Consider the following 24516-nt stretch of genomic DNA (forward strand, 5'->3'; position numbering starts at 1 on the left):
GTGCCCGCATCGCCTCCATACCCCCTCATTTCAAGGAAAGCCGATACCTCCCATGCAACTGCCCACCTACCAGGACGTGATAGACGCCGCCGCGCGTATTGAAGGCCACGCGCACCGCACACCCGTGCTTCAATCGGCCACGGCCGAGGCGCGCTGGGGCGCCAAATTTTTCTTCAAGTGCGAGAACTTCCAGCGCATGGGCGCTTTCAAGTTTCGCGGCGCCTTCAACGCGCTGTCCAAGTTCGACGCCGCGCAGCGCAAGGCCGGCGCGATTGCTTTCTCGTCGGGCAACCACGCGCAGGCGGTGGCCTTGTCGGCACGCATGCTGGGCATGCCCGCGGTGATCGTCATGCCGCAGGACGCGCCGGCCGCCAAGCTGGCCGCCACGCGCGGCTACGGCGCCGAAGTCGTGCTGTATGACCGCTTCACCGAAGACCGCGAGGCGGTCACCAAAGGCCTGGCCGCCGAGCGCGGCATGACGCTGATCCCGCCCTACGACCACCCCGACGTAATCGCCGGCCAGGGCACAGCCGCCAAGGAACTGTTCGAAGAGGCCGGCGCGCTGGACCGCCTCTACATCTGCCTGGGCGGCGGCGGCCTCACGGGCGGCTCGGCCCTCGCGGCGCGCGCGCTCGCGCCCCAGTGCAAGGTCTACGGCGTGGAGCCCGAAGCCGGCGACGACGGCCTGCAGTCGCTGCGCAGCGGGAAAATCGTGCACATCGCCACACCCAAAACCATTGCCGACGGCGCGCAGACCCAGTACCTGGGCGAGTACACCTTCGGCATCATCCGCCGCGACGTCGACGACATCCTCACCGTCAGCGATGCGCATCTGGTGGACACCATGCGCTTTTTCGCCGAACGCATGAAGATGGTGGTCGAGCCCACCGGTTGCCTGTCCTTCGCCGGCGCCTGCAAGGCGCTCGAAGAAACCCCGCCCGCCAAGGGCGAGCGCATTGGCATCATCGTGAGCGGCGGTAATGTGGACCTGGCGCGTTACGCGGAGCTGCTGGGCACGCGCTGATGCAGCCGCATCAAACGCCGGCCATGGCCGGCGTTTGATCAGCAGGCTTAGCGGGTAATCACTACCAGCACACTGCAGGGCGCCTGCGCGATCAGCGACTTGGACACCGAGCCGCGCCACCAGCGCGCCGCCCAGCCCTCCAGGTGCCTGTGCCCGACCACAATCAGGTCGGCTTCAAGCTGCCGCGCGTAGCGGGCGATTTCATCCACGGTTTCGCCGTACAACACCTCGCCCTGCGCCTCGTGGCCCGATTCCAGCAGGCGGCGCAAGCCGTCATTGAGGATGCCCCGGTATTTGTCCCTGTCTTCCTCGATCACGCTTTTCTCATAGATCACGCCTTCAGCCGCGACCACCTGCCGCTGCAGCGGCATCACCGCAATCAGCGTCAGCGACGCCCCGCTCCACTGCGCGATGTCGCGGCAATCCAGCAAGGCCTTCTGCCCTGATATGGAACCGTCGTAAGCCAGCAAAATTCGCTTGTACATGGTGTACCTCCTGAATAAGGTGACTGGGCCATTGAAGAATAGGCCTGCTGTTGGAGTCCGTCAACCGGCCGCCGCGGCGCTGGTGTGCTCGCCTTGTTTGCCGCTAGCGCAGCCAACGCATATCGCCGCCGGGAATTTCTGCGCTTGTCTTCCCGGCCACGGGAGCGTCTTGAATGCTGGCGCGCATCAGGGCTGATATTCCATCCTGGATCAAAAAATTCTTATCACCAAAATGGCTTGGCAGTCGTTCACTTTGCCTTGCTGCGGACAGTCTTTGTCGGGTAATTGAGGGTGAATTTTCACGCTGAATTTTTGTGTGGTGAACGCCTTATTTCGTCGATAAACTCCGCCCCGCTCAAACAAAAAATTCTCTACTAAAGGGCCGAGGGGAGTGTCAGCGTTTTGAAGAATATCCCAAGCACATCTGGCTTGATCGTGGGCAGCGCTTTGGCCTGTGCCATGCGTCCGGGCGACTTGTCACTGATCCGGCAATCCCCGGAATGGAACCTCCTGCGTCGCCAGATCGTGGACAAGGCGGTCTACTTCAGTGATCAACTGGTCTTCGATTTCAGGCGCATGCTGACGCAGAGCCGCAATGCCGAAATGGCCGGCCGCCTGATGTGGCAACTGATCAAGGCGCACCAGCCTCAGGTCCTCATCGGTCCGGGTTTTGGCGCCTCGCCTTTGCTGTATTCAACCGCGCTGGCGGCCCTGGCCGATGGGGTGGAGCTTCAGGTCCTGATGGTGCGCGACAAACGCAAGGCGCATAACCAGAAGCGCTGGGTAGAGGGCGACCATGCATCGGCGGCCGGGAAGCGGGCGGTCATGCTCGACGACTTCATGAAAGCGGGCTCCGCGCTGCCGCTGGTGCGAGAGGCCCTTAAAGCAGATTCGGTGAAGCTCGATATCGTCGCCCTGGCGCTGTTCTTCGACATGTGGGAGCCAATGGGATCACGGCAGATCAGCACCTCGCAGTTGCCTGTCTTGAGCCTCTTCACGCGCCACGACATCGGCTTGAGCCGTGACTGCCATGACGCGGTGCCGCCGCTGATGAAAGGCGGCGCACCCGATTTTGTGGGCGACACCCCGCGCTGGTGGCGCATGGGCTTGAACAAGTCCATGGCCTACCCGACCAAATGCGCTCCCGTCATCGCAAATCGAGCCGTGTTTGTCGCCGATGAGAAAAGCACGCTGTGGAAGCATGACCTGGCCACGGGTGAAATCCGCTGGTCCGTGCCCAGCCTCGAAACACCGCACAAAGGCATTGTTCAAAAGCTGCAGCACGTGCAAGGCAGCCTCGTGTATGGCTGCTACGACGGAACCTTGACCCGGGTGGACGCCGGGACGGGGATCGTCCAATGGCGCTGGAAGATCGATTCCAGCATCCACGCCACCCCCACCCTCGACGAGGCAGGCGGCCGCATCTTCATCAATACCGAGCAATGGAATGGCGGCCAGCCCTGCGGCCACCTCCAGTGCCTTGAGCTTGCGACGGGCCGTTTGCTGTGGAAGTACAGGCATCCCTGGTGGCCACCGGGTACCGCGGCTTATTGCGCGGCTACCCGCATGGTGGTGGCGCCTTGCAATGACGAAAGTCTGGTGGCCTTGAACGCGGCTTCCGGATGTGTGGCATGGCGCTTCAAGACAGACGGCCTGGTAAGAGGCCAGCCCTTGGTCAAAACGGTGCAGGGAGAGAGCCGTCTCTACGCCGCCACCGAGCGCGGCCGGCTGCATTGCCTCGACACGGCCACAGGCAAGCTGATCTGGACCCGGCGCTACGGCCAGGGCCTGTGGCACCAGTTTCCGCTGGCCGATGAAACATCCGTGTTTGTCATGGACGGCAAGTGGCACTTCACCGCCTTTGACCTTGATTCAGGCGCCACGCGCTGGCTGGGCCGGTTGCGCAGCCCGGGTTGCTGGCAGCCCGTATGTTGCGGGGCCTTCCTGGTGGTGCTGTCGCGCCAGGGCCATCTGGCGGTGTTCGACCCGGCCAGGGAGCGCAAGGTGTGGGAAGGGCGCATCCCCGGCAGCTATCACCAGCCGCCGGCCATCGGCCTGGACGCTTCCGGAAGCGCCGTGCTGGTGGCCGCCAGTTCGTCATCGGGCCTGCTGGCTTTTGACATTCACGCGCACTACGCCGGCCGCATAGACCCCGCACAAGCAATGCATCAAGACACGACACATCAACCCTACGGAGACGACCTTGTATGAACACTCGCCCCGATTTCGCTGAAATAGCCAATGAGGCTGCAATGCAACCACTGCTCAAAACCTGGTTCATCGTCAGCCAGGTCAAATCCCACCGGGTGGTGTACTTCACCGACGACCCCGGCTACACCCCGCCCACGGAAGGCGACTGGTACTACGTCAGCCCTTACCAGGGTGAATTGCCCCAAGCCATGAGCCTGCGCAACTGCTGGGGCTACTTAGCAGCTGGAGATCATCGAAAGATCTGGACCGCATTGCTTGATGTTCCACCCAAGAAAAAGCATAGCGATCCCTTTGAGGAGCGTGCTAACGATTTTGCAAATGTCATTGCGGAAAAGTTGAAGGCGGAGAACCTGACGCCTTGAACTCCATCAGTTCGACTCAAGCGTTGTCCCGCTTTGAGGCTACTGAACTTATTCCTATTTTTAGGATAAGGCCCATGAACACATCACTCACAAAACGTATACCGATCCTCTTGGGATTCTGGTGCATGGTCATGGGTCCGGCTCTAGCGCAGCTCACGCCATCTTCGAATGCTGCGATCGAGATCATCAGTGGACTTGCAAAACAGATACAGCTGATCGGTGCTAACACAGCAAGCGCATCTGACTATGAAAAAGCCGAATTCAAAGCACGAGACGCTCTCAGCAAGCTTATATCCAGCAATCCTCCTGCCGATGTCCTATTGGAGCGGGCACCCCATGGAACGACGCCTTTGATGCTGGCGGCCTTTTATGGATTTCCAGGGCTTACTGAGGAGTTGCTCAAGTCAGATGTTGTGAAAGCATCGATCAATGAAAAAGGACCCAACCAAGCCACCGCATGGATGATCGCCAACTATGGTATGCGACAGGCCATGTGGTCGTGTGATCCGGCAACACTGAATGAGCCATTTGCATGGGTTTCGATTTATGGGTCTCAACCTTACTATCGTTTGCACGCAGGCGGCAATCCATACCAGATGACCCGACGTGTTCTGGAGGATGCTGGAGCGATTCCGGATCTCGTTGGCTTGAAAAGTGCTTGGCTCAAAACTTGCCCGATGAGTGAGCCGAATTTAAAGGCACGCATCTGCGCCAGTGCCGATGTATTGCAAACGCTTCTAGAAGACAGCCCGCGTAGGTTTAGTCAGTTTGAAACGGAAACCAGGAAACGCTTCAATCAGGAGAACACTGCGGGACCCGGACAAAAGGAGGAAGAGCTTGAGTCGAAGCTAAGGAAAATTTCATTGCAGGGGTATGAATTGCCTACCGACTTGGCAATCAAGCCTCCAAAAGCTGAATTTGGAACCGTGGCAACCACCCTGTCTGGATGGTGGCTCTGCCAAATCAGTTTTCTTCAAAAGTTTGAACTGTTGCTGATTTTTGAAGAATTCAAGTCAGCGCATGAGGTTGTGATGATTACCGCGTCGCCAGCAACTGATTCCCGGCCAGCCAGATCACGGCGCGTAACGGCGACCGTAGACGGCGACGTAGTGACGTTTCTCCTTGGTGATCAATCTCCCGTGACCCTCACTCTCCAGCCTGACGGAGCCCTGCAAGGAGAGTTCGTTACGCGAGGCGGAAAAGCAAGATTTCCGTTTCGCAAAAGTCGGCCCTAGCCACATGCCAGTTCCCCTAACCAATGAATGATGTCCACGATATGAAAAACCTCGGAATAGCGTCTCAAGGGAAACACTATGAACGCATCAACTCGATTGCTGGAAACACCAAGCGGCAGGGTAAAGACTTTGCTGCTTTCATGTCAACTTACATCCTTGGAGCCGCTTCCAACGAGGCCGGCGCAAAACTCGAAGCGCTTCGGCAGATTTTCCTTCAACAACAGGCGCAGGTGTTCAATGCGAGCGATACGCGCAATCGCATGCTGTTCTTTGCTTTCGGCGATACGGGCAATAACAAGGGCGCTTCGTCGTTAGAACTTTTCACGAAGGTGGTGCAAGTTCGATTCACTCTCGGCGCACTCTGGTCTTTTATGCGATGCGCTTTTGCCGTGCTGTTGATTGGCGCATTGAATGCGTGCGCCACGGCCCAACACAGCAGTGTTGAGCATGGAATAAATGTCGAGAACAAAGGGGTAGAGATCATTTCCGATGTCCTTGTTCTATATGGTGCACTGGAGTACCGAGACTGTTCGCGCGGCTGCGCCAAGACAGGTGGCGCTTATTACGGCGCCTACATGCCAATACAAGAAGAGATGGCGTAGTCAACCAACTGTTTATAGGCCGTTGCTACGGTAGCGGGGACCGTGGTACCACTGGCAGTGTCAATCAGCCAAGCAGCGGCGTTGTCTTGAGTTCCTGGGCCCTTGAAATAAAAGGCGCGGCCAGTTGTATGCGCTGGATCTTCTAGCGCCGCCTTTGCAGCGTTGTAAAGATGAGCAACATTGGTGGGAAGACCAAGCGACGGATCGTCTTTATTATTGCCCGTGCCATCGAAAGCAAAGAACAGCATGCGATTACGCGTATCGCTCGCACTGAACACCTGCGCTTGTTGTTGAAGGGAAAGTTGCCGAAGTGCTTCGAGTTTTGCGGCGGCCTCGTTGGAAGCGGTTCCAAGGATGTAAGTAGACATATTGATTCCGTGATGTTCAATTTGTTGGTACGGTTTCAGGGATAAAGCGGCAGTTTTTCGAATTCAAGAATCGTCGGATTTTCATAGTGGAGGGCTTGCACAACCTCCAACCGGTCCCCGTTGAATTGCAGATGCAAGGTAGCAAGCCGCCGCAAATCCTTGATCTTCGAACGCACGGGTACACGCGCCAGATGAGACTGGCCGTCTGAGGTTTTCCAAGTCACCTGCAACCAAAACCCCGATGTGCATATCACCATAGGCACCACAGGATTCAGCCGGGGCGCCGCCACGGCGCGCGATTTTTTGAACACCGTCTGGAACAACGGCATTCCCGACACCAGCAGCCGTGTCAGCCTGGGCAGAGACCCGATTAGCAACCAGGAGCGCTTTGCTTACACACGCTATCTGGTCCAGCCGGAGACGGCCGACCTGGGCGTTGCCATGCTGTACGACACTGTGGCTACTGGCGTAGTCCGGCAGGAAAGCTTGCAACGCATTCCCCCCACACCAGGCCTGCAGGTCTACCAAATCTATGCCGAAGACGAACACCGCAGCGCTTTTACCCTGGACAGTATCGTGGACCCCGGCAATCCCGATGATCCTCGCATGCACCAGTGGGGCTCTCCCGGTGCCCACTCCGACATAGCTGGCTACTACACGGAAAACGGCATCGCCCTTAAAACCCTGGAGATTGGACGCAACCTCCTGAAGAACTCGGGCGTTCCGCTTGCCGAGTTACCTGCGGCCTTGCAATACAACGGACAAGCACTCACCATTCATGACTCCTTCAAAGGCATGTATGGTCCTGACGCCGGCCCGCAAAGCGGCGGATACGTGTCTGAGTCGCGGCTGCAACATGCCAAAACTTACGATAATCCCGGCGCGCTCACGGGCCGCGCCATACAGAGCTTCGACGACGGCTCCAAAATTGAAACCCTGACATATGCCGATGGCAGCAAGGAAGTAATCAACCGCAATGGCACTTGGCAGGTCTTGCGCAGTACGACCAGCACTTACAACAGCGACGGCTCCCTTCACAGCCGCGAAGTTGTATTACCCCAAGCTGACGGTAGCCAGACCACTGAGCGCTACAACGGTACCTGGGCAACCAATACCACGTCGAGCAGATCAGGAGCGGCGACGGCAAGGTGTTGCAGGACAGCCGGGTCGATGCGTTGGTGCAAGCCATGGCCGGCTTTGCGCCGCCTGCGATGGGGCAGACGACACTGGCCGCCGCGATGCAAACAAGTCTGGCACCGGTTCTTGCGGCCAACTGGTCTTGAGCGCTGTGTCGAACCAATCCAGGCCGTTTGACTTGACGTCCCGCCGCCCGAAGACCGGCGCCTCCCGGGTGTGCCGGCCTTGCGTCAGCACAATTTTTACTCACAAACCCGGTGTCCTTGGACTGGCCGCTTGATACGTCATAACCCTGGATGTCCGAACACGCGAAGAGCATGGTGTCCTTTTACTCACTTCTGCCATGAACACCGGAAAATTCCTCTCCAGCAATGCCTTAGCCTTTCAGTCGGCATTCACTGCTCATAAACAAGGACGTCTTGATGCCGCCAAAGCCGGTTATGAGCAGGTATTGCGCCGCGATGCAGGCGATGCGGAGGCATTGCATCTGCTTGGCGTTGTGCATTGGCAAACAGGCAATCTCATCGAGGCGGAAAAACTGATCTGCAAAGCGCTTGCCGTGAGTGAGAGGGCGGATTTCCTGCAGAACTTCGGCGATGTGCTGAAGGACGGCGGGCGCCTGGCGGAAGCTGAGGCTGCGTACCGGCGTGCGGTGACGATCGATTCGGACCTTGTCGAAGCTCACAACAAGCTGAGCAATCTGCTTCACGGCAGCAGACGTCTGGCCGAAGCCGAGGTGTCCTACCGGCGCACGCTGGAGCTCAAGCCCGACTTTGCAGAGGGCCACAACAATTTGGGACTTTTGCTGCATGACAGCCGGAGACTGGAAGAAGCAGAGTTAGCGTTCCGGCGCGCCCTGGAACTCAAGCCCGGCTTCGTCGAAGCCCACTTCAACTTGGGGCGTCTCCTGTACAGCAGCAAGCGACTGGTCGAGGCTGAAGCGGCGTACCGGCGCGCTCTGGCGCTCAGGCCCCACTACGCCAAAGCCCAAACCAACTTGGGCTTGGTGCTCAAAGACAGCAAACGCCTGGTCGAGGCCGAGGCCGCATACCGCTGTGCTCTGGAGCTAGCGCCTGACCTTGCCGATGCGCATAACAACCTGGGTGTTTTGCTGCAGGATGGCATGCGCCTGACGGAGGCTGAGGCGGCATACCGGCGCGCTATCGACCTCAGGCCCGACTATGCCGAAGCCCGCGTCAATCTCAGTATTCTCCTTTTGCTCTTGCAGAGATATCCTGAAGCATGGCCGCTGCACGAGTCGCGTTTCGTGCCCTTTGGAATCGACGTGCCCGCCCTTTCATATCCGCACTGGCAAGGAGAATCGCTGGCCGGCAAATCTCTGATGATCTGGCTCGAACAAGGCTTTGGCGACTACATCCAATTTGTGCGGTATGCCTCTTTGCTCAAGGCGCGGGGTGTTGCACGCCTGACATTGGTTTGTCACCGGGTTCTGCAAGCTCTGCTGGAGACGGTTGAAGGCGTGGATGCGGTTGTGACCGATCCGGCGAAGGTTCCCGCCCATGATTATTGGTCCTTTTCTCTGAGCCTGCCGCTGCATTTTGCAACCACGGCGGACACGATTCCTGTGGCACCGCTGCCATATGTGCATGCCTTGCCGGACCGTATTGTCCAGTGGCGTGACCGCCTGCCTGCGGCGTCAGTGCGCAAAGTCGGGCTGGTATGGAAAGGCCATCCCCAACACAAAAATGACGCTAACCGGTCCTTGCCGGGCCTTGCAAGCCTGGCACCGCTCTGGTCGGTACCGGGCGTGGTGTTCATCAGCCTGCAAAAGGGACAAGGCGAAGACGAGGCCGCGCAGCCGCCGGCGGGTCAAGCACTCGTGGCCCTGGGCGCACAGTTGGCGGACTTTGCCGACAGTGCCGCGATTGTGAGTCAGCTGGATCTGGTCATATGTGTGGATACCGCCATTGCGCACCTTGCGGGCGCCATGAATAAGCCCTGCTGGGTGCTGCTGCCCGCAACAGGAACGGACTGGCGCTGGCAGCTGGATAGATTGGATTCTCCTTGGTACCCGAGCATTCGGCTGTTCCGGCAATCGGCTATTGGAGACTGGAGCGCAACCGTCGGTGAGCTTGCGGCAGCACTTCATGTGTGGGCCGACGCGCACGCATGAGCCGCATCGCATTCTGCCGGGGCATGGAAGCTCTAGCTACCTCATCCACTCCGCTCCGGTTTGCCAACAAACTGCGTCACCGCCAGCATCAACGAAGTGCTGGCGACGATCAGGGTGGATATCGCCGCAATGGTCGGGTCGACCTGCTCGCGCAGGGCGTTGAACATGTTGCGGGTGAGGGTGGAGTTGTCGCCGCCCGAGACAAAAAGGGAGACGATGATTTCGTCGAAGAAATGGAATCTGGCCTCTTCAGCAGCTCAATCCGCCCGGATCCCGCCCGCACTCAGATGCAGTGTGCGGTCGGCGCGCGCGGCTGCGGCTTCCGAATGGGTGACGAGTACCAGCGAGGCGCCTTGCCCGCGCGTCTGCGCGATCAGCGCGTCCATCACCAGGGCGGCGGTGCCGGGGTCCAGGTTGCCGGTGGGTTCGTCGGCGAGCAGCAGGCCGGGCTTGTGCACCAGGGCGCGCGCAATGGCCACGCGCTGCAATTGCCCACCGCTGAGCTGCTGCGGCAGCCGCTTGCCCAAGCCGCCCAGGCCCACGGCTTCCAGCATGGCCTCCACACGGGCGGGGTCGGGCTGATCCAGCAGCAGCAAGGGCAGCGCCACGTTTTGCGCGACGTCCAGGTGCGGCAGCACATGGAAAGCCTGGAAGACAAAACCGACGTGGCGGCGGCGCAGCAGCGCGCGCTGGTCGTCGCTGAGCGCGCCCAGGTCCTGGCCCTTGAGTTGCACCGTGCCTTCGTCCCAGCTGTCCAGCCCGGCCATGCAGTTGAGCAGCGTGGATTTGCCCACGCCCGACTCGCCGACGATGGCGACGAATTCGCCGGGCGCGACGTCGAGCGTGACATGGCTGAAGACCACCGCGTCGCCATAGCGTTTGGCGAGGCCCCGAACCTGCAGGTTGTTCATGCGCGGCCTTTCGCCTGCGTTTGTGTTTGGGTGTCGACGAGGTCCAGCACCTGTTGCAAAGCCTCGGGCCCGTCGCAGGTCACCACCTGGCGCTGCGGCATGGAGCGCAGCCAGGTGATCTGGCGCTTGGCCAGCTGGCGCGTGGCGAAGATGCCCTTGTCGCGCAGCTCACTCATCGGATAGTCGCCGTCCAGCGCTTCCCAGGCCTGGCGGTAGCCGACGCAGCGCATGGAGGGCAGGTCGGGGTTGAGGTCGCCGCGCGCGCGCAGGGCTTTGACTTCTTCGATGAAGCCGCCTGCGAGCATCGCGTCAAAGCGCTGGGCGATGCGTTCGTGCAACCAGGCACGGTCTTGCGGTTCCAATGAGATGAGCACCGGCGCCGCGATGCCGTCATTGCCGGCGGCGGCTTTTCTGGCGGCGCCTTGTGCGTGGAAGAAGGACAAGGGCTGGCCCGACACACGGAAAACTTCCAGCGCGCGCGAGATGCGCTGTGAATCGTTGGGCGCCAGCCGCGCGGCCGTGGCCGGGTCCACGCGGGCGAGTTCGGCATGCAGCGCGGGCCAGCCCTGCGCGGCTGCTTCATCGGCCAGCGCGGCGCGCACGGCGGCGTCGGCTTTGGGCATGTCGTCCAGGCCGTCGAACAAGGCCTTGAAGTAGAGCATGGTGCCGCCCACCAGCAGCGGCAGCTTGCCGCGCGCGCTGATCTCATCGATCAGGCGCCTGGCATCGGCCACGAACTCGGCGGCGCTGTAGGCCTGCAGCGGGTCGCGAATGTCGATCAGGTGGTGCGGCACGGCGGCGAGTTCTTCGGGCGTGGGCTTGGCCGTGCCTATGTCCATGCCGCGGTAGACCAGGGCCGAATCGACACTGATGATTTCGACCGCGTGGCGCCGGGCAATCGCCATCGCGGCGGCGGTCTTGCCGGACGCGGTGGGCCCGGCGATGCAGAGGTATTGCACGCTCACGTTTTCCCTGTGATGGTCAGGCCCTGGCGGCGGCCTCGTGCGCGGGCTCGCCGTATTTGCGCACCACGGTCCAGGCCGAGGTGGCGATCAGGGCGCTCCAGAACCAGACGCCGTGCGTCAGCGGACGCACCGTGCCGTCCATGTGGGTGCCCAGCCAGCCGCCCATGCCGAAGGCGACCAGCATCATCAAAAAGCCGTTGAGCGCGGAGGCCGCGCCGGCCGACTGCGGGAAGGGGCCGACGGCGCCGCTCTGGCCGCAGGGCTGGTGCACGCCGTGGCCCAGCATGAAGAGGTAATAAGGCAGCATGATGGCCCAGACGTTCTGCACGCCGGCCCAGGCCAGCACGCCCATGGTGGTGCCGCCGGCCAGGCTCAGGCAGGCGGCAATCGCCACCGAGCGCCGCACGCCGAAGCGCGGCAGCAGGCGCCGGCAGATGAAGGTGCCGGTGAGGTAGCAAAAGCACATCGAGAACATCACCAGGCCGTAGCCCGTCTTGCTCAGGCCCAGCACCTGGATGAAGACGAAGGAGGAGGTGGCCAGGAAGGTGAACAGCCCGCCGTAGGAGGCCGCCGTCAACGCCGAAAAAGCCAGAAAGGTGGGATTGCGCAGGATGGTGAGCCAGGTGCGCAGCAAGGTGCCGGGGCGCAGGGCCAGCGGGTTCTTCTGTGCCAGGGTTTCTTCAAAGCGCAGGCTGACCAGGGCCAGCGTGGCGGCGCCGAACACCGCCAGCGCCGCCAGCGCGATGCGCCAGCCGTAGAACGTTGACAGCAGGCCGCCCAGCGGCGCGCAGATGCAGGCCAGCACGCCCAGGCCGCTCAGGCCCTTGGACATGACGCGCGCGCCTTCGAGCGGCTGGTACAGGTCGCGCACGATGGCGCGCGCGCACATGACGACCGCGCCCATGGCCGCGCCTTGCACCACGCGCCAGGCGATCAGCATGGCCATCGACGGCGCGAAGGTGCTGCCGACGGAGGCCAGCGTGTAGGCCGCCAGGCCCCAGAGCAGGATGGGGCGGCGGCCGAAGCGGTCGGACAGCGGGCCCCAGATGAGTTGCGAGGTGCCGAAGGCCAGCAGCAGCGCGCTGAGCGTGAGCTGGGCCTGCGACATGGCCGCGCCGAAACCTTCGGTGAGGGCGGGCAGGGCGGGCAGGTAGAGGTCGGTGGTGACGGGCTGTATGCCCAGCAGCATCGACAGGATGAGCACGATCAGCCCGGTCGGCATGGAGGTGGGCGCGGCCGCCTGCAGGGATGAGGTTTGCGGCGAGGACGGGGAGGGGACGGACATCCGCCTGAGGGTATCAGATTGCCCGGCGGGAACGGGGGCCAGGCCGTGCCGGCCGCCGGCCTACTGCATGCCGAAGAGTTCGGCCAGCGCCTGCCGGTATTGCGGCTGCCCGATCAGGTTGGCGTTGTGGTGAGAGCCGCCCTCGACCAGCATGAAGCGCTTGGGCTCGGCGGCCGCGTCGTAGAGCTTGCGCCCCAGGTCGGGCAGGATGAGCCGGTCTTCGCCGCCGTGCACCACCAGCAGCGGCGAGCCGATTTTGTCGACCTTGCGCACGGCCTCGAAGCGCTGGGTGATCAGCAGCGACACCGGCATCCAGCCCCATTGGGAGCTGCTCACCACGTCGGCGATGGAGGTGAAGGTGCTTTCGACGATGGTGCCGCGCTCGTCGTTCACTTCGGTGGCCAGGTTGATGGCGATGGGCCCGCCCAGCGAGTGGCCGAAGATGTAACGCGGCCGGTCCGGGTATTTTTTCGCCAGCCAGTCCCAGGCGGCGCGGGCGTCTTCATAGGCGGATTTTTCGGAAGGCAGCTCCTGCGTGCTTTTGCCGAAGCCGCGGTAGTCGATGGCCAGCACCGAAAAGCCGAGTTCCTGCATGCGGCGCATGCGCGGCGCGGAGCCGGTGACGTTGTAGCGCGCGCCGTGCAGGTAGAGCAGCACCGGCGCTTTGGCGGCATCGGGCCGGTCGCTGGCCAGCCACAGGCCGTGCAGGCGCACCGGGTGGTCGTCGGCGGCGGTGTAGTCGACCCAGACGTCGTCCATGCCCACGGCGGCGGCCGAGCCGCCGCTCCAGGTGCGGTCGCTGGGCTGGAAGATCCAGGTGCGTTGTTTCTCGTCGAGGGTGGCGCAACCGGCCAGCATGGCCAGCGCCGTGCAGCAGGTTGCGAAGAAGTGCCAGCGTTTCATGGTTATGACTGAGTGGATACCGCCTGAAAAGTTCAGGCGGGCGGTGTTTCCCCTAGGGGTAACAACGAGAGCATGCAATTCTTGCGCCCGTATGCCCTCCGGGCCGTCTCCGCGCGGTGAAGTTGTGAAAAGCCGGGCAGCCTGGGGCCGCCCTAGCGACCGCGCATGAACAGGGAATCGAGCTCTTTGATGCTGACCTGGCGCCAGGTGGGCCGGCCGTGGTTGCACTGGTCGGAGCGCTCGGTGGCTTCCATCTGGCGCAGCAGGGCGTTCATTTCGTCCAGCGTGAGCTTGCGGTTGGCGCGCACCGCGCCGTGGCAGGCCATGGTCGACAGCAGCTCGTTCTGCGCGCGCTGTATCACCGTGCTGGCGTCGTGCTGGGCCAGTTCGGCCAGCACGCTGCGGGCCAGTTCCACCGCGTCGCCCTGCGCCAGGCTGGTGGGTACGGCGCGCACCGCCAGGGTCCTGGGCGAAAAAGGCGTGATCTCCAGGCCCAGCGTCGCCAGGGTCTGGGCGCTGGCCTCGGCCGTGGCGACTTCCTGCGGGCTGGCGGCAAAGGTGGCCGGGATCAGCAGCGGCTGGCTGGCCAGGCTGGCGCCTTCGCCGCCGTCCATCTGCGTCTTCAGGCGTTCGTAAACAATGCGCTCGTGGGCGGCATGCATGTCGACGATGACCAGGCCCTGGGTGTTTTCGGCCAGCACGTAAATGCCCTGCAACTGGGCAATCGCGCGGCCCAGCGGCCAGTCGCCCGGAGGCAGGGGGATGAAGTCGGCGGGGTTTGACGCGCCGTTGGCGGGCGCTGCGGGTGCATATGCAGAGGCAGGCGCAAAGCCGTTGCCCGCCTCAACACGGGCCGGGCCTGCCGCCTGCGTGGGCCACATGGCTTCAAAGTCGGACACCCGGTTGCCGCCGTTGCTTCCGTTTGCCGCGAAATTCATGGCCGGTTGCGCCCACCCCTGGCGCGAAAAGGCCTGATTGGGTTCCGGAGCGGCATCCGCGCTTGTGCCGGCCAATCCCCCATCCGCCGCAACGGTGGAGCGCGGAATCGCCAGCGCGTTTTCAGTCGCGTGGCGCACCGCCTGGTGCACCTCACGGCTGTCGCGAAAGCGCACCTCGATCTTGGTCGGGTGCACGTTCACGTCGACGCGGCTCGGGTCTATCTCGACATACAGCGCATAGACGGGCTGGCGGTGGCCGTGCAGCACGTCTTCATAGGCACTGCGCGCCGCGTGGGTCAGCACCTTGTCGCGCACATAACGGCCGTTGACGTAGGCGAACTGCTGGTCGGCGCGCGAGCGCGCGGCGTCCGGGATGCCGGCCACGCCCCAGACCCGCACGGCGGGCTGGCCGTCGTGGCGGCGGGCCGAGCTTTCGTAGTTCACGGTGACCGATTGTTCGACGAATTCGCTGCCCAGCACGTCGGCCAGGCGCTGCGCGTGGGCGCCGTCGCCGGTGGCGGCGCGCCACTGCTCGACCAGCTTGCCCTCGTGCCAGATGGCGAAGCCCACGTCGGGCCGCACCAGCGCATGGCGGCGCACGGCCTCTATGCAGTGGGCCAGCTCGGTGGCGTCGGTTTTTAAAAATTTGCGGCGGGCCGGTGTGGCGTAAAACAGCTCGCGCACTTCCACGCTGGTGCCGCGGCTGCGCGCGGCGGGCTTGAGTTCGCCGGTGCGGCCGTCCAGCTGCCAGGCGTGTTCGTTGTCCACGGTCCTGGACAGCAGGCTCATGTCGGCAATCGAATTGATGGCGGCCAGCGCCTCGCCGCGAAAGCCCATGGTGCCCACGGCTTCCAGGTCCTGCAGCGAGGCGATCTTGCTGGTCGCATGGCGCCGCAGGGCCACGGGCAGCTCTTCGCGCGGGATGCCAAAGCCGTCGTCTTCCACCAGGATCAGCCGCACGCCGCCGGCCAGCAAGCGCACCGTGACCTGGGTCGCGCCGGCGTCCAGCGCGTTGTCGACCAGCTCACGGACCACCGAGGCCGGCCGCTCCACCACCTCGCCCGCGGCAATCTGGCTGATCAGTTCGTCAGGCAGCTCAAGGATGGGACGACGGGGGGTGGATGGCGTTGAGTTCATGTCAGGATGATTTTAGGCCTGACACCCAATTGGCGTGCTTGCCCGCGCCCATGGCCGGGATTTGGGGCATGTCAGAATCAGGACCATGGAACTAGCCGCTTTTCTCATCGATTTCATCCTTCACGTCGACAAACACCTGGAGGCTTTCGTCACCAGCTACGGCGCCTGGGTCTACGCCCTGTTGTTCATCATCATCTTTGTGGAAACCGGCGTGGTCGTCATGCCCTTCCTGCCGGGCGATTCGCTGCTGTTCGTGGTGGGTGCGATGTGCGGCGTGGGGCTGATGAGCTTTCCGCTGGCGGTGGGCCTGCTGTTTGTGGCGGCGGTGCTGGGCGACCAGTGCAACTACCTGATAGGGCGATCTTTGGGCCCCAAGGTCTTCCAGTGGGAGAACTCGCGCTGGTTCAACAAAAAGGCCTTCGACCAGGCCCATGCGTTTTACGAGCGCTACGGCGGCGTCACCATCATCGCGGCGCGCTTCATGCCTTTTCTGCGCACCTTCGCGCCTTTTGTGGCGGGCGTGTCCGACATGACGCGCAGCAAGTTCACACTGTTCAACCTGGTGGGCGGCGCGCTGTGGGTGGGCGGCATCGTGACGGTCGGTTATTTCTTCGGCAACATCCCGTTTGTCAAAACCCATCTCGACAAGATCATCTGGGCCTTGATCCTGGTGCCCGGCCTGCTGGTGCTGTTTGGCGCCTGGAAAGCCCGGCGGAAAACCACCGGCACCAGCGCCTGAAAATTCCATGGCTGCGGGACAGGCCTTGATGCAGATCAGGGCAGTCCCGTCAAACTGTGTGCATCATCACAACCCATGCGCCAGTCCCCTGACTGGCAGGAACCCCGAATGAACATCACCCCTCTTGAACTGGCCGCCGTGCATACGCTGCCGGAGTTGCTGGCTTTTCGCGTGGCGCACAGCCCGCAGGGCGAGGCTTACCGCGAGTTTGATGCTGGCTCCGGCCGCTGGCTCAGCACCAGCTGGGCCGAAGCCGGCACACGGGTTGCTCGCTGGGGCCGGGCGCTCGCGGCCATGCAGTTGCCACCCCACGCCAGCGTCGCCATCCTGCTGCCCAACGGCTTGAATGCCGTCAGCATCGACCAGGCGGCGCTGTCGCTGGGCCATGTGCCGGTGCCGCTGCACGCCATCGACAACGCCGGCAGCATTGCCTACATCCTGGCCGACTGCGAAGCCTGCGTGCTGGTGGTGTCCTCGCTGTCCCAATGGCAGGCGATTGAAGCGGTGGGAACAGCCCTGCCCGCGCTGCGCTGCGTGGTGGTGACCGAGCCTGAAAACGCTCTGGGTGCCGCCGATGCGCTGCCGCGTCTTGTCTCGCTGGCCGACTGGCTGGCGGGCGGGGAAGGCTACACGGGGCCCCTGGCCGCGCCTCGGGAAGAAGACCTGGCTGCCATCGTCTATACCTCCGGCACCACCGGCAAGCCCAAGGGCGTGATGCTCACGCACCGCAACGTCATGTCCAACGTGCGCTCCATCGTCTCGTTGGTGGCGCCGCTGCCGGAGGACGTGTTCCTGTCGTTCCTGCCGCTGTCGCACACCTTTGAACGCACGGCCGGTTACTACCTGCCGGTTGCCGCCGGCAGCTGCGTGGCCTATGCGCGCTCGGTGGCCCTGCTGGCCGAAGACCTGAAGACCGTGCGGCCCACCATGCTGATTTCGGTGCCGCGCATTTACGAGCGGGTGTTCGCGAAATTGCAGGAAACGCTGGCGCCGTCGCCATTCAAGACGCGCCTCTTCCTGGCCGCGCAGGCGGTGGGCTGGCGGCAGTTCTGCCGGGCGCAGGGGCTGCCGCTGGCGGAGGCCGAAAAAAGCCCGTGGGCCTGGCTGGACCCCGTGTTGCAGCCGGTTCTCCAGCGGCTGGTGGGCCGCACGCTGCTGGCGCAGTTCGGCGGCCGTGTGCGCGTGGCCGTGAGCGGCGGCGCGCCGCTGTCGCATGCGGTGGCGCGCTGCTTCCTGGGGCTGGGCCTGCCACTGCTGCAGGGCTACGGCATGACCGAGACCTCGCCCGTGGTGGCGTCCAACAGCCCGGACGACAACGACCCCGCCACCGTGGGCCGGGCCCTGTCTGGCGTGGAGGTGCGCATCAGCGAGAACCAGGAACTGCAGGTGCGCGGCCCGCTGGTCATGAAGGGCTACTGGAAGCGGCCCGAAGACACCGCGCGCGTGCTCAGGGCCGACGGCTGGCTGTGCACCGGCGACCAGGCGGTGATAGAAGCCGGGCGCATCCGCATCATGGGGCGCCTGAAGGAAATCATCGTGACCTCGACCGGCGAAAAAGTGCCGCCTGGCGACCTGGAGGTGGCGATTGGCGCAGACCCGCTGTTCGACCAGGTGCTGGTGGTCGGGGAAAACCGGCCCTTCATTGCCTGCGTGGTGGTGGTCAATGCGGCCGAATGGCGGCGCGTGGCGGCCAGCCTCTCGCTCAACCCCGACGATCCGGCCAGCCTGCAGCAGCCGGCCGCGCACAAGCTCGCGCTGGAACGCATCGCAACCCAGACCAAAGACTTCGCGCGTTACGCGATGCCGCGGGCCGTCTACCTGACGCGGGAAGCGTGGACCATTGAAAACGCCTTGATGACGCCGACGCTCAAGCTCAAGCGCAACAACCTGATGGCGCGTTTTGCGGGGGAGATCGAGGGTCTTTACCAGTCCGGCGCCAAACGCTGAGGTTTTGATCCGCACAAACCCTGTGCCGTAAGCGGCCTGCGGGGTAATAAGTAAGCGTATTATTTGTGCGTGCCTTTTCACCGTGCGAGGAACCATGAACGCGCCGCCCCTGTCTCCCGCTGAACTCTCCCGCTGGACCCAACCCGGCTCCAGCCGTGTGCCTTTCTGGGCCTATACCGACGCGCAGCTCTACCAGCGCGAACTCGACAGGATTTTTTACGGCGCGCACTGGTGCTACGTGGGGCTGGAGGCCGAGATCCCCAACGTCGGCGACTACAAGCTCAGCCACGTCGGTGAGCGCCAGGTGCTGATGGTGCGCGACCGCATCGCGCCCAAAGACCGCGCCACCGACCACGGCATACGCGTGGTGGAAAACCGCTGCGCCCACCGCGGCGTGCGCTTTTGCCAGAACCCCCAGGGCAATGCGCGCAGCTTCGTCTGCCCCTACCACCAGTGGACCTACAAGCTCAACGGCGACCTCGCGGGCCTGCCCTTCAAGGACGGCGTGAAAGAGGGCGAGTGCGTCAACGGTGGCATGCCCGAAGGCTTCGACCTGAAAGACCACGGGCTGACCAAGCTGCGCGTGGCGCTGCTGCACGGCCTGGTGTTCGCCACCTTCAGCGAAGACACCGAGCCGCTGGAGGACTACCTGGGCCCGCAGATCATGCCCTGGCTGGACCGCATCTTCAAAGGCCCCGAAGGCGCGCGCAAGCTGACGCTGCTGGGCTACAACCGCCAGCGCATTCCGGGCAACTGGAAGCTGATGATGGAAAACATCAAGGACCCCTACCACCCCGGCCTGCTGCATACCTGGTTCGTGACCTTCGGCCTGTGGCGCGCCGACCAGAAAAGCCGCATGGTGATGGACGGCGAAGGCCGGCACGCCGTGATGATTTCGCGCCGTAACGAGGGCGGGCAGAACGCGGCCGTGACCGAGGGCGTGACCTCCTTCAAGGCCAATATGGCGCTGCACGACGACCGCCTGCTGGATGTGGTGCCCGAGCCCTGGTGGAAAGTGCCCGATCCTTCGAACCCCGGCAGCGACATCATGCCCACCGTCACCATGATCACGCTGTTTCCGAGCCTGATCATCCAGCAGCAGGTCAACTCGCTGAGCACCCGCCACATCGTGCCGCGCGGGCAGGGCGAGTTTGATTTCATCTGGACGCACTTCGGCTTTGCCGACGACACGCCCGAAATGACGCGGCGCCGCCTGCGCCAGGCCAACCTGTTCGGCCCGGCGGGCTTCGTCAGCGCCGACGACGGCGAGGTGATCGAGTTCAGCCAGGCCGGCTTCACGCAGGCCGGCGAAGGCGCCACGCTGTGCGAACTGGGCGGCACCGGCACCGAGATGACCGAGCACATGGTCACCGAGACCCTGATCCGCAGCATGTATGCCTACTGGAAGAAAGTCATGGGACTATGACGGCGAGTGAACACACGGCGAGCGAACAAGGCCTGCAGCGCCTGCTGCTGCAGATGCGGGTGGACCAGCTCAACGCCGACTATGCGGCGGTGCTGGACGAAAAACGTTTTGAGGAGTGGCCGGAGTTCTTCGTGGAAGAGGGCCACTACAAGGTGCAGGCCCGCGAGAACTTCGACCGCGGCCTGCCGCTCGCGCTGATGGCGCTGGAAAGCCGGGGCATGATGAAAGACCGGGTCTACGGCGTCACGCAGACCATTTACCACGGGCCGTATTACATGCGGCACATCGTGAGCCCGGCGCGCATCCTCTCGCATGAAGTCTCGCAAGACGGGGACGTCATCAAGGCCGAGGCGAACTACGCGGTGTTCCGCACCAAGCCGGGCGGCGTGAGCGAGGTCTACAACGTGGGCCGCTATATTGACGAACTCACGCAAAAAGACGGCTCACTGAAATTCAGGAGCCGTCTTTGCGTGTATGACAGCGAGATGATCCTCAACTCGCTGATTTACCCCGTTTGACTCCGCCAGGTTTTTAACCCAAGCGGAGGGAGGTCAGCGTTTTTTACCGACTTCGTTACCGATCAGCGCGCCGGCCGCTGCGCCGCCCACGGTGCCCAGCGTGCTGCCGAATACGGCATTGCCCACCACGCCACCGGCCACGGCGCCGACACCGGTGCCGATCTGTGCATTGGTCGGGCTGGTGCCGCAACCGGTCAGGCCGATCAGGGCGGCTGCTGCTACTGCCGACATCATCAATTTCGTATTCATCATTTTGTTCACCTTTTGCTAAGAGTTTCAGGCTCTTGCTGCTGACATCACGGTGTGGTGAAGTCCGGGCTTTGCCTGTGACTTCAATGTAGGTGGGCGGGTGTCCGGGGACTGTAGGAGAAGGCCGCCGTGAACTGTCGGCTCGCTGCGGTCTTTCTTTGTAACTTTTGGCAAACAGGCGCGCGCCTGCGACTACTTACACAGCGCGGTTGCGCGCCAGCGGCGGATTGCGCGCGAAGTAGCGCGTGATGCCGCGCATCAAGGCATCGGCCAGCTGGATCTGGTAGTCGTCGCTGCGCAGCTTGGCTTCTTCGTCGGGGTTGCTGATGAAGGCGGTCTCGACCAGCACGCTGGGAATGTCGGGCGCCTTGAGCACCGCAAAGCCGGCTTGTTCCACCTTGGGCTTGTGCAGCTTGCCGACGTTGCCGATCTCGCCCAGCATGGCGCTGCCGAGCTTGAGGCTGTCGTTGATCTGCGCCGTGGTGCTCATGTCGAGCAGGGCTTTTTGCACCTGCGCGTCCTTGGCCTTGACGTTGATGCCGCCCACCAGGTCGGCCGAGTTTTCCTTGTCGGCGATCCAGCGCGCGGCGCTGCTGGAGGCGCCTTTTTCGCTGAGCGCGAAGACGCTGGCGCCTTGCGGCCGCGCGGTGAAGAAAGCGTCGGCGTGGATGCTGATGAAGAGGTCGGCCTGCACGCGCCTGGCTTTTTGCACGCGGATGTGCAGCGGCACGAAGAAGTCGGCGTCGCGCGTGAGGTAGGCGCGCATATTAGGCTGCTGGTTGATGCGGTCGCGCAGGCGGTGGGCGATCTGCAGCACCACGTCTTTCTCGCGCGTGCCGCCGGGACCGACGGCGCCCGGGTCTTCACCGCCGTGGCCCGGGTCCAGCGCCACGATGACAAGGCGGTCGGTCTTGTTCTTGGCGATGAGGGCGGCTTCGGGCGAGGGTTTGGCGGCGCCCGGATTGGTGTTGGCGGTCCCCGCAGCGGGCGCTTTGTCTTTTTCTTTTTCCGCGATGACGGCTGCCGGCGGCGGCTTGTTGTCGGCCGGCTTGCCCGACTGCCGCGCGATCAGGTCGGCGATCGGGTCGCCGGCCGGTGCGGGCGCGGCACCTGGTTGACGGTCGGCGAGTTTTTCGGCGATCAGCGCTTCCAGCGGGTCGGCCACCTGCGTCGGGTAGAGGTCGAACACCAGCCGGTACTGGTAGGCGGCAACCGGCGGCAGGGTGAACACCTGCGGCAGTATGGGCTGCTTGAGGTCTATCACCAGCCGCACCACGCCGGGGGCGTTTTGCCCCACGCGTATGCCCGAGATGTTCGGGTCGTCGGACTTGACCTTGGCGACCAGCTCACGCAGCGCCGGGATCAGGTCTATGCCTTCGATGTCCACCGCCAGGCGCGGCGGCTCGGCGACAAAAAACTGCCGGGCCTTGATTTCACCGTCGGACTCGATGGTCAGCCGCGTGTAGTCCTTGGAGGGCCAGACGCGCACGGCCACGATGGTGGCGCCGCGCGCGATGTGCTGCACGCCCAGCAGCAGCACCACGCTGCCCAGTTGCAGTACGCCGCGGCGGTTCAGGGCCGGGCGCTTCATGCGAGCAGTTCCGCGCCTGTTGGCGTGTGGGCCGTCAGGGTGACGGCGCGGGTTTCGTCGGGCAGCACCTCCAGGCGCAGCAGCAGGTCGGGCTGCGGCAGGTGGGCCCCGGCCTTTTCCGGCCATTCGACGAGCTTGAGGCCGGTCGCCGCGAAGATGTCGCGAAAGCCGGCTTCCTCCCACTCGCGCGGATCGTTGAAGCGGTAGAAATCGAAATGCCAGATGTTCATGCCGCCATTTTGGCCTGCATCGGGCAGGGTGTAGGGTTCGACCACCGCATAGGTGGGGCTCTTGATGCGGCCTTCGACGCCCAGGCTCTTGAGCAGGTGGCGCACAAAAGTGGTTTTGCCGGCTCCCAGATCGCCCTGCAATTCGATCAATGCGCGGCCTATGGCGGGGTGGCTGGCCAGGGCGCGGGCGAAGTCCGCCGTGGCATCCTCGCCGTGCCAGGCAATGTTTTTTACAATCAGCGGGTGTCCGCCAGCAACTCTTTGAACAGTCATCAGTTCGTTTCTCAAATTCAGGCTTGGGCGCGGGAGCTTGGATTTTCGCAAATCGGCATTGCCGGTGTGGACTTATCGTCGGCCGAACCCGGATTATCGGCCTGGCTGGCGGCAGGTTTTCATGGCGACATGCAATACATGGCGGCGCACGGCCTCAAGCGCGCCCGCCCGGCCGAATTGATTCCGGGCACGGTGAGTGTTATCACCGCCCGCATGAACTACCTGCCGGCCGCCACCCCTACCGAGCCCGGCGCATGGCAAGCCTTGGAATTCAGCCGCCTGGAGCGGCCCGCCGAGGGCATTGTGTCGGTCTATGCGCGCGGGCGTGATTACCACAAGATCTTGCGCAGCCGGCTGCAAAAGCTCAGCGAACGCATCTCGGAGCACGTCGAACAACTGGGCCACCGCGCCTTCACCGACTCGGCGCCGGTGCTGGAGGCCGAGCTCGCGTCCCGCAGCGGGCAGGGCTGGCGCGGCAAGCACACGCTGCTGCTGAATCGCGAAGCCGGCTCCATGTTCTTCCTCGGCGAAATCTATGTGGACATCGCCCTGCCGCCCAGCGATCCGGTGGCGCCGCACTGCGGCACCTGCCAGGCCTGCATTGATGTGTGCCCCACGCGGGCCATCATCGCGCCGCACAAGCTCGATGCCAGGCGTTGCATCTCTTACCTGACCATCGAACATGCCGGCCCCATTCCACTGGAACTGCGCCCGCTGATCGGCAACCGCATCTACGGCTGCGACGACTGCCAGCTGATCTGCCCCTGGAACAAATTCGCCCAGCGCAGCGCCTTGCCCGACTTCGACGAGCGCCAGGGCCTGACGGGGCAGCAGCTGGTGACGCTGTTCGGCTGGAGCGAAGAGGCGTTTTTGCGCTTCACCGAAGGCAGCCCGATACGCCGCATAGGCCATGAGCGCTGGCTGCGCAACATCGCGGTGGCCATGGGCAATGCGCTGCGCGTGCTGGATACGGCGCAAGGCCTGCCGCTGCGTGAAGCCCTGCAGGCGCGCGCCGCGGGGTACGGCGAACTGGTCACTGAACACGTTGAATGGGCCCTGGCCCAGTAAGCTTTGTCTGTTTGTATTCCTTGAAAGGACAACTGCATGGACCCCACCATCTCAGGCGCGCTGGCTTCGCTATTCGGCGCGGTCGTAGGCGGCAGCATCACCTTCTTCCTGAACCGGCAACTGCACAAACACCAGCTGGCGCTGGCGCACGAGCAGCACAAGACCGAGTTCATGGCCGAGGAAACGGCGCGGCATTTCCTCAACCACAAGGGCTATACCGACCGTTCTTTTGAAACCCTGCAGATGCACCTGGGCGGGTTTGAAGAGGATGAGTTGCGCAAGATCCTCGTGCGGGCGGGGGCGATTCGGGTTTATCGCGAGGATGGGTCGGAGTGGTGGCGGCTTATCAGCCGGATGGGGGAGTACATTGATAAGAAGAGTGCTTCTTGATCCTTGCTTGTTCCGGCGGGGTGCTCTCTGCTGGGGCTTGCTGGCCGGGGTTGCCCGGCGGCAACTCACTTTTCTTTGCTTCGCCAAAGAAAAGTAAGCAAAAGAAAGGCGACCCTGGTTGCTGCGTCCCTCCGCTTCGCTGCGGGCAACCTGCGGTGCTCGGTCCAGCCGGGGTCAAAAACAACTCGCTTCGCTCAAACAAGTTTTTGCCCTGATCCGTCTGGCCCTGCGCTCCTCGGCGCATCCACAAGGGGTGGGGACAGAAATACCAAACAGCCGAACACAGAAACCCGAATACAGAAAACCACAAGGACTCGACGTGGCGAGTCCTTGTTTGTATTGGTCTTGGTTTCTTTGTCTTCTGTCCCCGCTCCCGATCCCGATTGCC

The 24516-nt window shown here is 63.2% G+C and carries 24 protein-coding genes; 13 read left to right on the top strand and 11 right to left on the bottom strand.

The window, feature by feature from the left end; translation table 11 throughout:
- The first annotated feature begins 52 nt into the window (after positions 1-52).
- Positions 53-1024 (top strand): threo-3-hydroxy-L-aspartate ammonia-lyase, encoded by a 972-nt coding sequence (locus ACLV74_RS22700; protein WP_411881691.1) that lies wholly within the window; start codon positions 53-55, stop codon positions 1022-1024.
- 47 nt (positions 1025-1071) lie between these two features.
- Here the strand turns inward: ACLV74_RS22700 and ACLV74_RS22705 are convergent, their stop codons facing one another.
- Positions 1072-1509 (bottom strand): universal stress protein, encoded by a 438-nt coding sequence (locus tag ACLV74_RS22705; RefSeq protein WP_411881692.1) that lies wholly within the window; start codon positions 1507-1509, stop codon positions 1072-1074.
- Between the two features lie 459 nt (positions 1510-1968).
- Between ACLV74_RS22705 and ACLV74_RS22710 the strand changes: the two genes are divergently transcribed.
- The 4 genes from ACLV74_RS22710 (at position 1969) to ACLV74_RS22725 (ending at position 5919) form a co-directional block, all read left to right on the top strand.
- Positions 1969-3720, top strand: coding sequence for a PQQ-binding-like beta-propeller repeat protein (locus ACLV74_RS22710; protein ID WP_411881693.1), 1752 nt, complete (start codon positions 1969-1971; stop codon positions 3718-3720).
- Positions 3717-4082, top strand: coding sequence for a hypothetical protein (locus ACLV74_RS22715; RefSeq protein ID WP_411881694.1), 366 nt, complete (start codon positions 3717-3719; stop codon positions 4080-4082). The genes ACLV74_RS22710 and ACLV74_RS22715 overlap by 4 nt, the downstream gene beginning before the upstream one ends.
- A gap of 74 nt (positions 4083-4156) precedes the next feature.
- Positions 4157-5317: a hypothetical protein gene (locus ACLV74_RS22720; protein ID WP_411881695.1), complete on the top strand. Its 1161-nt coding sequence runs from the start codon at positions 4157-4159 to the stop codon at positions 5315-5317.
- A gap of 23 nt (positions 5318-5340) precedes the next feature.
- Complete coding sequence (locus ACLV74_RS22725) at positions 5341-5919, top strand: hypothetical protein (protein ID WP_411881696.1); 579 nt, start codon at positions 5341-5343, stop codon at positions 5917-5919.
- Here ACLV74_RS22725 and ACLV74_RS22730 read toward each other — a convergent pair.
- Positions 5889-6287 carry a phospholipase effector Tle1 domain-containing protein gene (locus ACLV74_RS22730; protein ID WP_411881697.1) on the bottom strand — a complete coding sequence of 133 codons (399 nt, stop codon included), beginning with the start codon at positions 6285-6287 and terminating at the stop codon, positions 5889-5891. The genes ACLV74_RS22725 and ACLV74_RS22730 overlap by 31 nt on opposite strands.
- 243 nt (positions 6288-6530) lie before the next feature.
- Here ACLV74_RS22730 and ACLV74_RS22735 point away from each other — a divergent pair, with 243 nt between their 5' ends.
- Entirely contained in the window at positions 6531-7601 is a 1071-nt protein-coding gene (locus tag ACLV74_RS22735; protein ID WP_411881698.1) for a hypothetical protein, read from the top strand.
- A 166-nt stretch (positions 7602-7767) separates the two neighbouring features.
- Complete coding sequence (locus ACLV74_RS22740) at positions 7768-9558, top strand: tetratricopeptide repeat protein (protein WP_411881699.1); 1791 nt, start codon at positions 7768-7770, stop codon at positions 9556-9558.
- Positions 9559-9599: 41 nt separating this feature from the next.
- Here ACLV74_RS22740 and ACLV74_RS22745 read toward each other — a convergent pair whose 3' ends face one another.
- From ACLV74_RS22745 to mutL, 6 genes are all read right to left on the bottom strand, one after another.
- Positions 9600-9725, bottom strand: coding sequence for a hypothetical protein (locus ACLV74_RS22745; protein WP_411881700.1), 126 nt, complete (start codon positions 9723-9725; stop codon positions 9600-9602).
- A 90-nt stretch (positions 9726-9815) separates the two neighbouring features.
- Entirely contained in the window at positions 9816-10469 is a 654-nt protein-coding gene (locus tag ACLV74_RS22750) for an ABC transporter ATP-binding protein (RefSeq protein WP_411881701.1), read from the bottom strand.
- Positions 10466-11374 carry a tRNA (adenosine(37)-N6)-dimethylallyltransferase MiaA gene (miaA, locus tag ACLV74_RS22755; RefSeq protein WP_411881712.1) on the bottom strand — a complete coding sequence of 303 codons (909 nt, stop codon included), beginning with the start codon at positions 11372-11374 and terminating at the stop codon, positions 10466-10468. Before miaA ends, ACLV74_RS22750 begins: the two co-directional genes overlap by 4 nt.
- A gap of 76 nt (positions 11375-11450) precedes the next feature.
- Positions 11451-12719, bottom strand: a complete 1269-nt coding sequence (locus ACLV74_RS22760) for a multidrug effflux MFS transporter (protein WP_411881702.1) — start codon at positions 12717-12719, stop codon at positions 11451-11453.
- 60 nt (positions 12720-12779) lie between these two features.
- On the bottom strand, positions 12780-13622 hold the full coding sequence (locus ACLV74_RS22765; protein ID WP_411881703.1) for an alpha/beta hydrolase: 843 nt from the start codon (positions 13620-13622) through the stop codon (positions 12780-12782).
- A 152-nt stretch (positions 13623-13774) separates the two neighbouring features.
- Positions 13775-15697, bottom strand: coding sequence for a DNA mismatch repair endonuclease MutL (mutL, locus tag ACLV74_RS22770; RefSeq protein ID WP_411881704.1), 1923 nt, complete (start codon positions 15695-15697; stop codon positions 13775-13777).
- A gap of 85 nt (positions 15698-15782) precedes the next feature.
- On the opposite strand from mutL, the gene ACLV74_RS22775 reads away from it, so the two are divergent.
- From ACLV74_RS22775 to ACLV74_RS22790, 4 genes are all read left to right on the top strand, one after another.
- Positions 15783-16436: a VTT domain-containing protein gene (locus ACLV74_RS22775; protein WP_411881705.1), complete on the top strand. Its 654-nt coding sequence runs from the start codon at positions 15783-15785 to the stop codon at positions 16434-16436.
- 108 nt (positions 16437-16544) lie between these two features.
- On the top strand, positions 16545-18383 hold the full coding sequence (locus ACLV74_RS22780) for an AMP-dependent synthetase/ligase (RefSeq protein WP_411881706.1): 1839 nt from the start codon (positions 16545-16547) through the stop codon (positions 18381-18383).
- A 94-nt stretch (positions 18384-18477) separates the two neighbouring features.
- Positions 18478-19809 carry an aromatic ring-hydroxylating dioxygenase subunit alpha gene (locus ACLV74_RS22785; protein WP_411881707.1) on the top strand — a complete coding sequence of 444 codons (1332 nt, stop codon included), beginning with the start codon at positions 18478-18480 and terminating at the stop codon, positions 19807-19809.
- Positions 19806-20327 (top strand): aromatic-ring-hydroxylating dioxygenase subunit beta, encoded by a 522-nt coding sequence (locus ACLV74_RS22790; protein WP_411881708.1) that lies wholly within the window; start codon positions 19806-19808, stop codon positions 20325-20327. Before ACLV74_RS22785 ends, ACLV74_RS22790 begins: the two co-directional genes overlap by 4 nt.
- 33 nt (positions 20328-20360) lie before the next feature.
- Here ACLV74_RS22790 and ACLV74_RS22795 read toward each other — a convergent pair whose 3' ends face one another.
- The 3 genes from ACLV74_RS22795 to tsaE all read right to left on the bottom strand — a co-directional run bounded on the left by ACLV74_RS22795 (position 20361) and on the right by tsaE (position 22670).
- Entirely contained in the window at positions 20361-20576 is a 216-nt protein-coding gene (locus ACLV74_RS22795; protein ID WP_411881713.1) for a glycine zipper 2TM domain-containing protein, read from the bottom strand.
- 196 nt (positions 20577-20772) lie between these two features.
- Positions 20773-22167: an N-acetylmuramoyl-L-alanine amidase gene (locus ACLV74_RS22800; RefSeq protein WP_411881709.1), complete on the bottom strand. Its 1395-nt coding sequence runs from the start codon at positions 22165-22167 to the stop codon at positions 20773-20775.
- Entirely contained in the window at positions 22164-22670 is a 507-nt protein-coding gene (gene tsaE / locus ACLV74_RS22805) for a tRNA (adenosine(37)-N6)-threonylcarbamoyltransferase complex ATPase subunit type 1 TsaE (RefSeq protein WP_411881710.1), read from the bottom strand. Before tsaE ends, ACLV74_RS22800 begins: the two co-directional genes overlap by 4 nt.
- Positions 22671-22685: 15 nt before the next feature.
- On the opposite strand from tsaE, the gene queG reads away from it, so the two are divergent.
- Entirely contained in the window at positions 22686-23738 is a 1053-nt protein-coding gene (gene queG / locus ACLV74_RS22810; protein ID WP_411881714.1) for a tRNA epoxyqueuosine(34) reductase QueG, read from the top strand.
- Between the two features lie 36 nt (positions 23739-23774).
- Complete coding sequence (locus ACLV74_RS22815; protein WP_411881711.1) at positions 23775-24128, top strand: hypothetical protein; 354 nt, start codon at positions 23775-23777, stop codon at positions 24126-24128.
- Positions 24129-24516: the final 388 nt, after the last annotated feature.

It is taken from the genome of Polaromonas sp. YR568 (assembly GCF_943369415.1).
Lineage (GTDB): Bacteria > Pseudomonadota > Gammaproteobacteria > Burkholderiales > Burkholderiaceae_C > Polaromonas.

Coding starts and splice junctions, on each gene's coding strand:
- ACLV74_RS22700 (WP_411881691.1), top strand. CDS start 53: ATGCAACTGCCCACCTACCAGGACGTGATAGACGCCGCCGCGCGTATT.
- ACLV74_RS22705 (WP_411881692.1), bottom strand. CDS start 1,509: ATGTACAAGCGAATTTTGCTGGCTTACGACGGTTCCATATCAGGGCAG.
- ACLV74_RS22710 (WP_411881693.1), top strand. CDS start 1,969: ATGCGTCCGGGCGACTTGTCACTGATCCGGCAATCCCCGGAATGGAAC.
- ACLV74_RS22715 (WP_411881694.1), top strand. CDS start 3,717: ATGAACACTCGCCCCGATTTCGCTGAAATAGCCAATGAGGCTGCAATG.
- ACLV74_RS22720 (WP_411881695.1), top strand. CDS start 4,157: ATGAACACATCACTCACAAAACGTATACCGATCCTCTTGGGATTCTGG.
- ACLV74_RS22725 (WP_411881696.1), top strand. CDS start 5,341: ATGAATGATGTCCACGATATGAAAAACCTCGGAATAGCGTCTCAAGGG.
- ACLV74_RS22730 (WP_411881697.1), bottom strand. CDS start 6,287: ATGTCTACTTACATCCTTGGAACCGCTTCCAACGAGGCCGCCGCAAAA.
- ACLV74_RS22740 (WP_411881699.1), top strand. CDS start 7,768: ATGAACACCGGAAAATTCCTCTCCAGCAATGCCTTAGCCTTTCAGTCG.
- ACLV74_RS22745 (WP_411881700.1), bottom strand. CDS start 9,725: ATGTTCAACGCCCTGCGCGAGCAGGTCGACCCGACCATTGCGGCGATA.
- ACLV74_RS22750 (WP_411881701.1), bottom strand. CDS start 10,469: ATGAACAACCTGCAGGTTCGGGGCCTCGCCAAACGCTATGGCGACGCG.
- miaA (WP_411881712.1), bottom strand. CDS start 11,374: ATGGCGATTGCCCGGCGCCACGCGGTCGAAATCATCAGTGTCGATTCG.
- ACLV74_RS22760 (WP_411881702.1), bottom strand. CDS start 12,719: ATGTCCGTCCCCTCCCCGTCCTCGCCGCAAACCTCATCCCTGCAGGCG.
- ACLV74_RS22765 (WP_411881703.1), bottom strand. CDS start 13,622: ATGAAACGCTGGCACTTCTTCGCAACCTGCTGCACGGCGCTGGCCATG.
- mutL (WP_411881704.1), bottom strand. CDS start 15,697: ATGAACTCAACGCCATCCACCCCCCGTCGTCCCATCCTTGAGCTGCCT.
- ACLV74_RS22775 (WP_411881705.1), top strand. CDS start 15,783: ATGGAACTAGCCGCTTTTCTCATCGATTTCATCCTTCACGTCGACAAA.
- ACLV74_RS22780 (WP_411881706.1), top strand. CDS start 16,545: ATGAACATCACCCCTCTTGAACTGGCCGCCGTGCATACGCTGCCGGAG.
- ACLV74_RS22785 (WP_411881707.1), top strand. CDS start 18,478: ATGAACGCGCCGCCCCTGTCTCCCGCTGAACTCTCCCGCTGGACCCAA.
- ACLV74_RS22790 (WP_411881708.1), top strand. CDS start 19,806: ATGACGGCGAGTGAACACACGGCGAGCGAACAAGGCCTGCAGCGCCTG.
- ACLV74_RS22795 (WP_411881713.1), bottom strand. CDS start 20,576: ATGAATACGAAATTGATGATGTCGGCAGTAGCAGCAGCCGCCCTGATC.
- ACLV74_RS22800 (WP_411881709.1), bottom strand. CDS start 22,167: ATGAAGCGCCCGGCCCTGAACCGCCGCGGCGTACTGCAACTGGGCAGC.
- tsaE (WP_411881710.1), bottom strand. CDS start 22,670: ATGACTGTTCAAAGAGTTGCTGGCGGACACCCGCTGATTGTAAAAAAC.
- ACLV74_RS22815 (WP_411881711.1), top strand. CDS start 23,775: ATGGACCCCACCATCTCAGGCGCGCTGGCTTCGCTATTCGGCGCGGTC.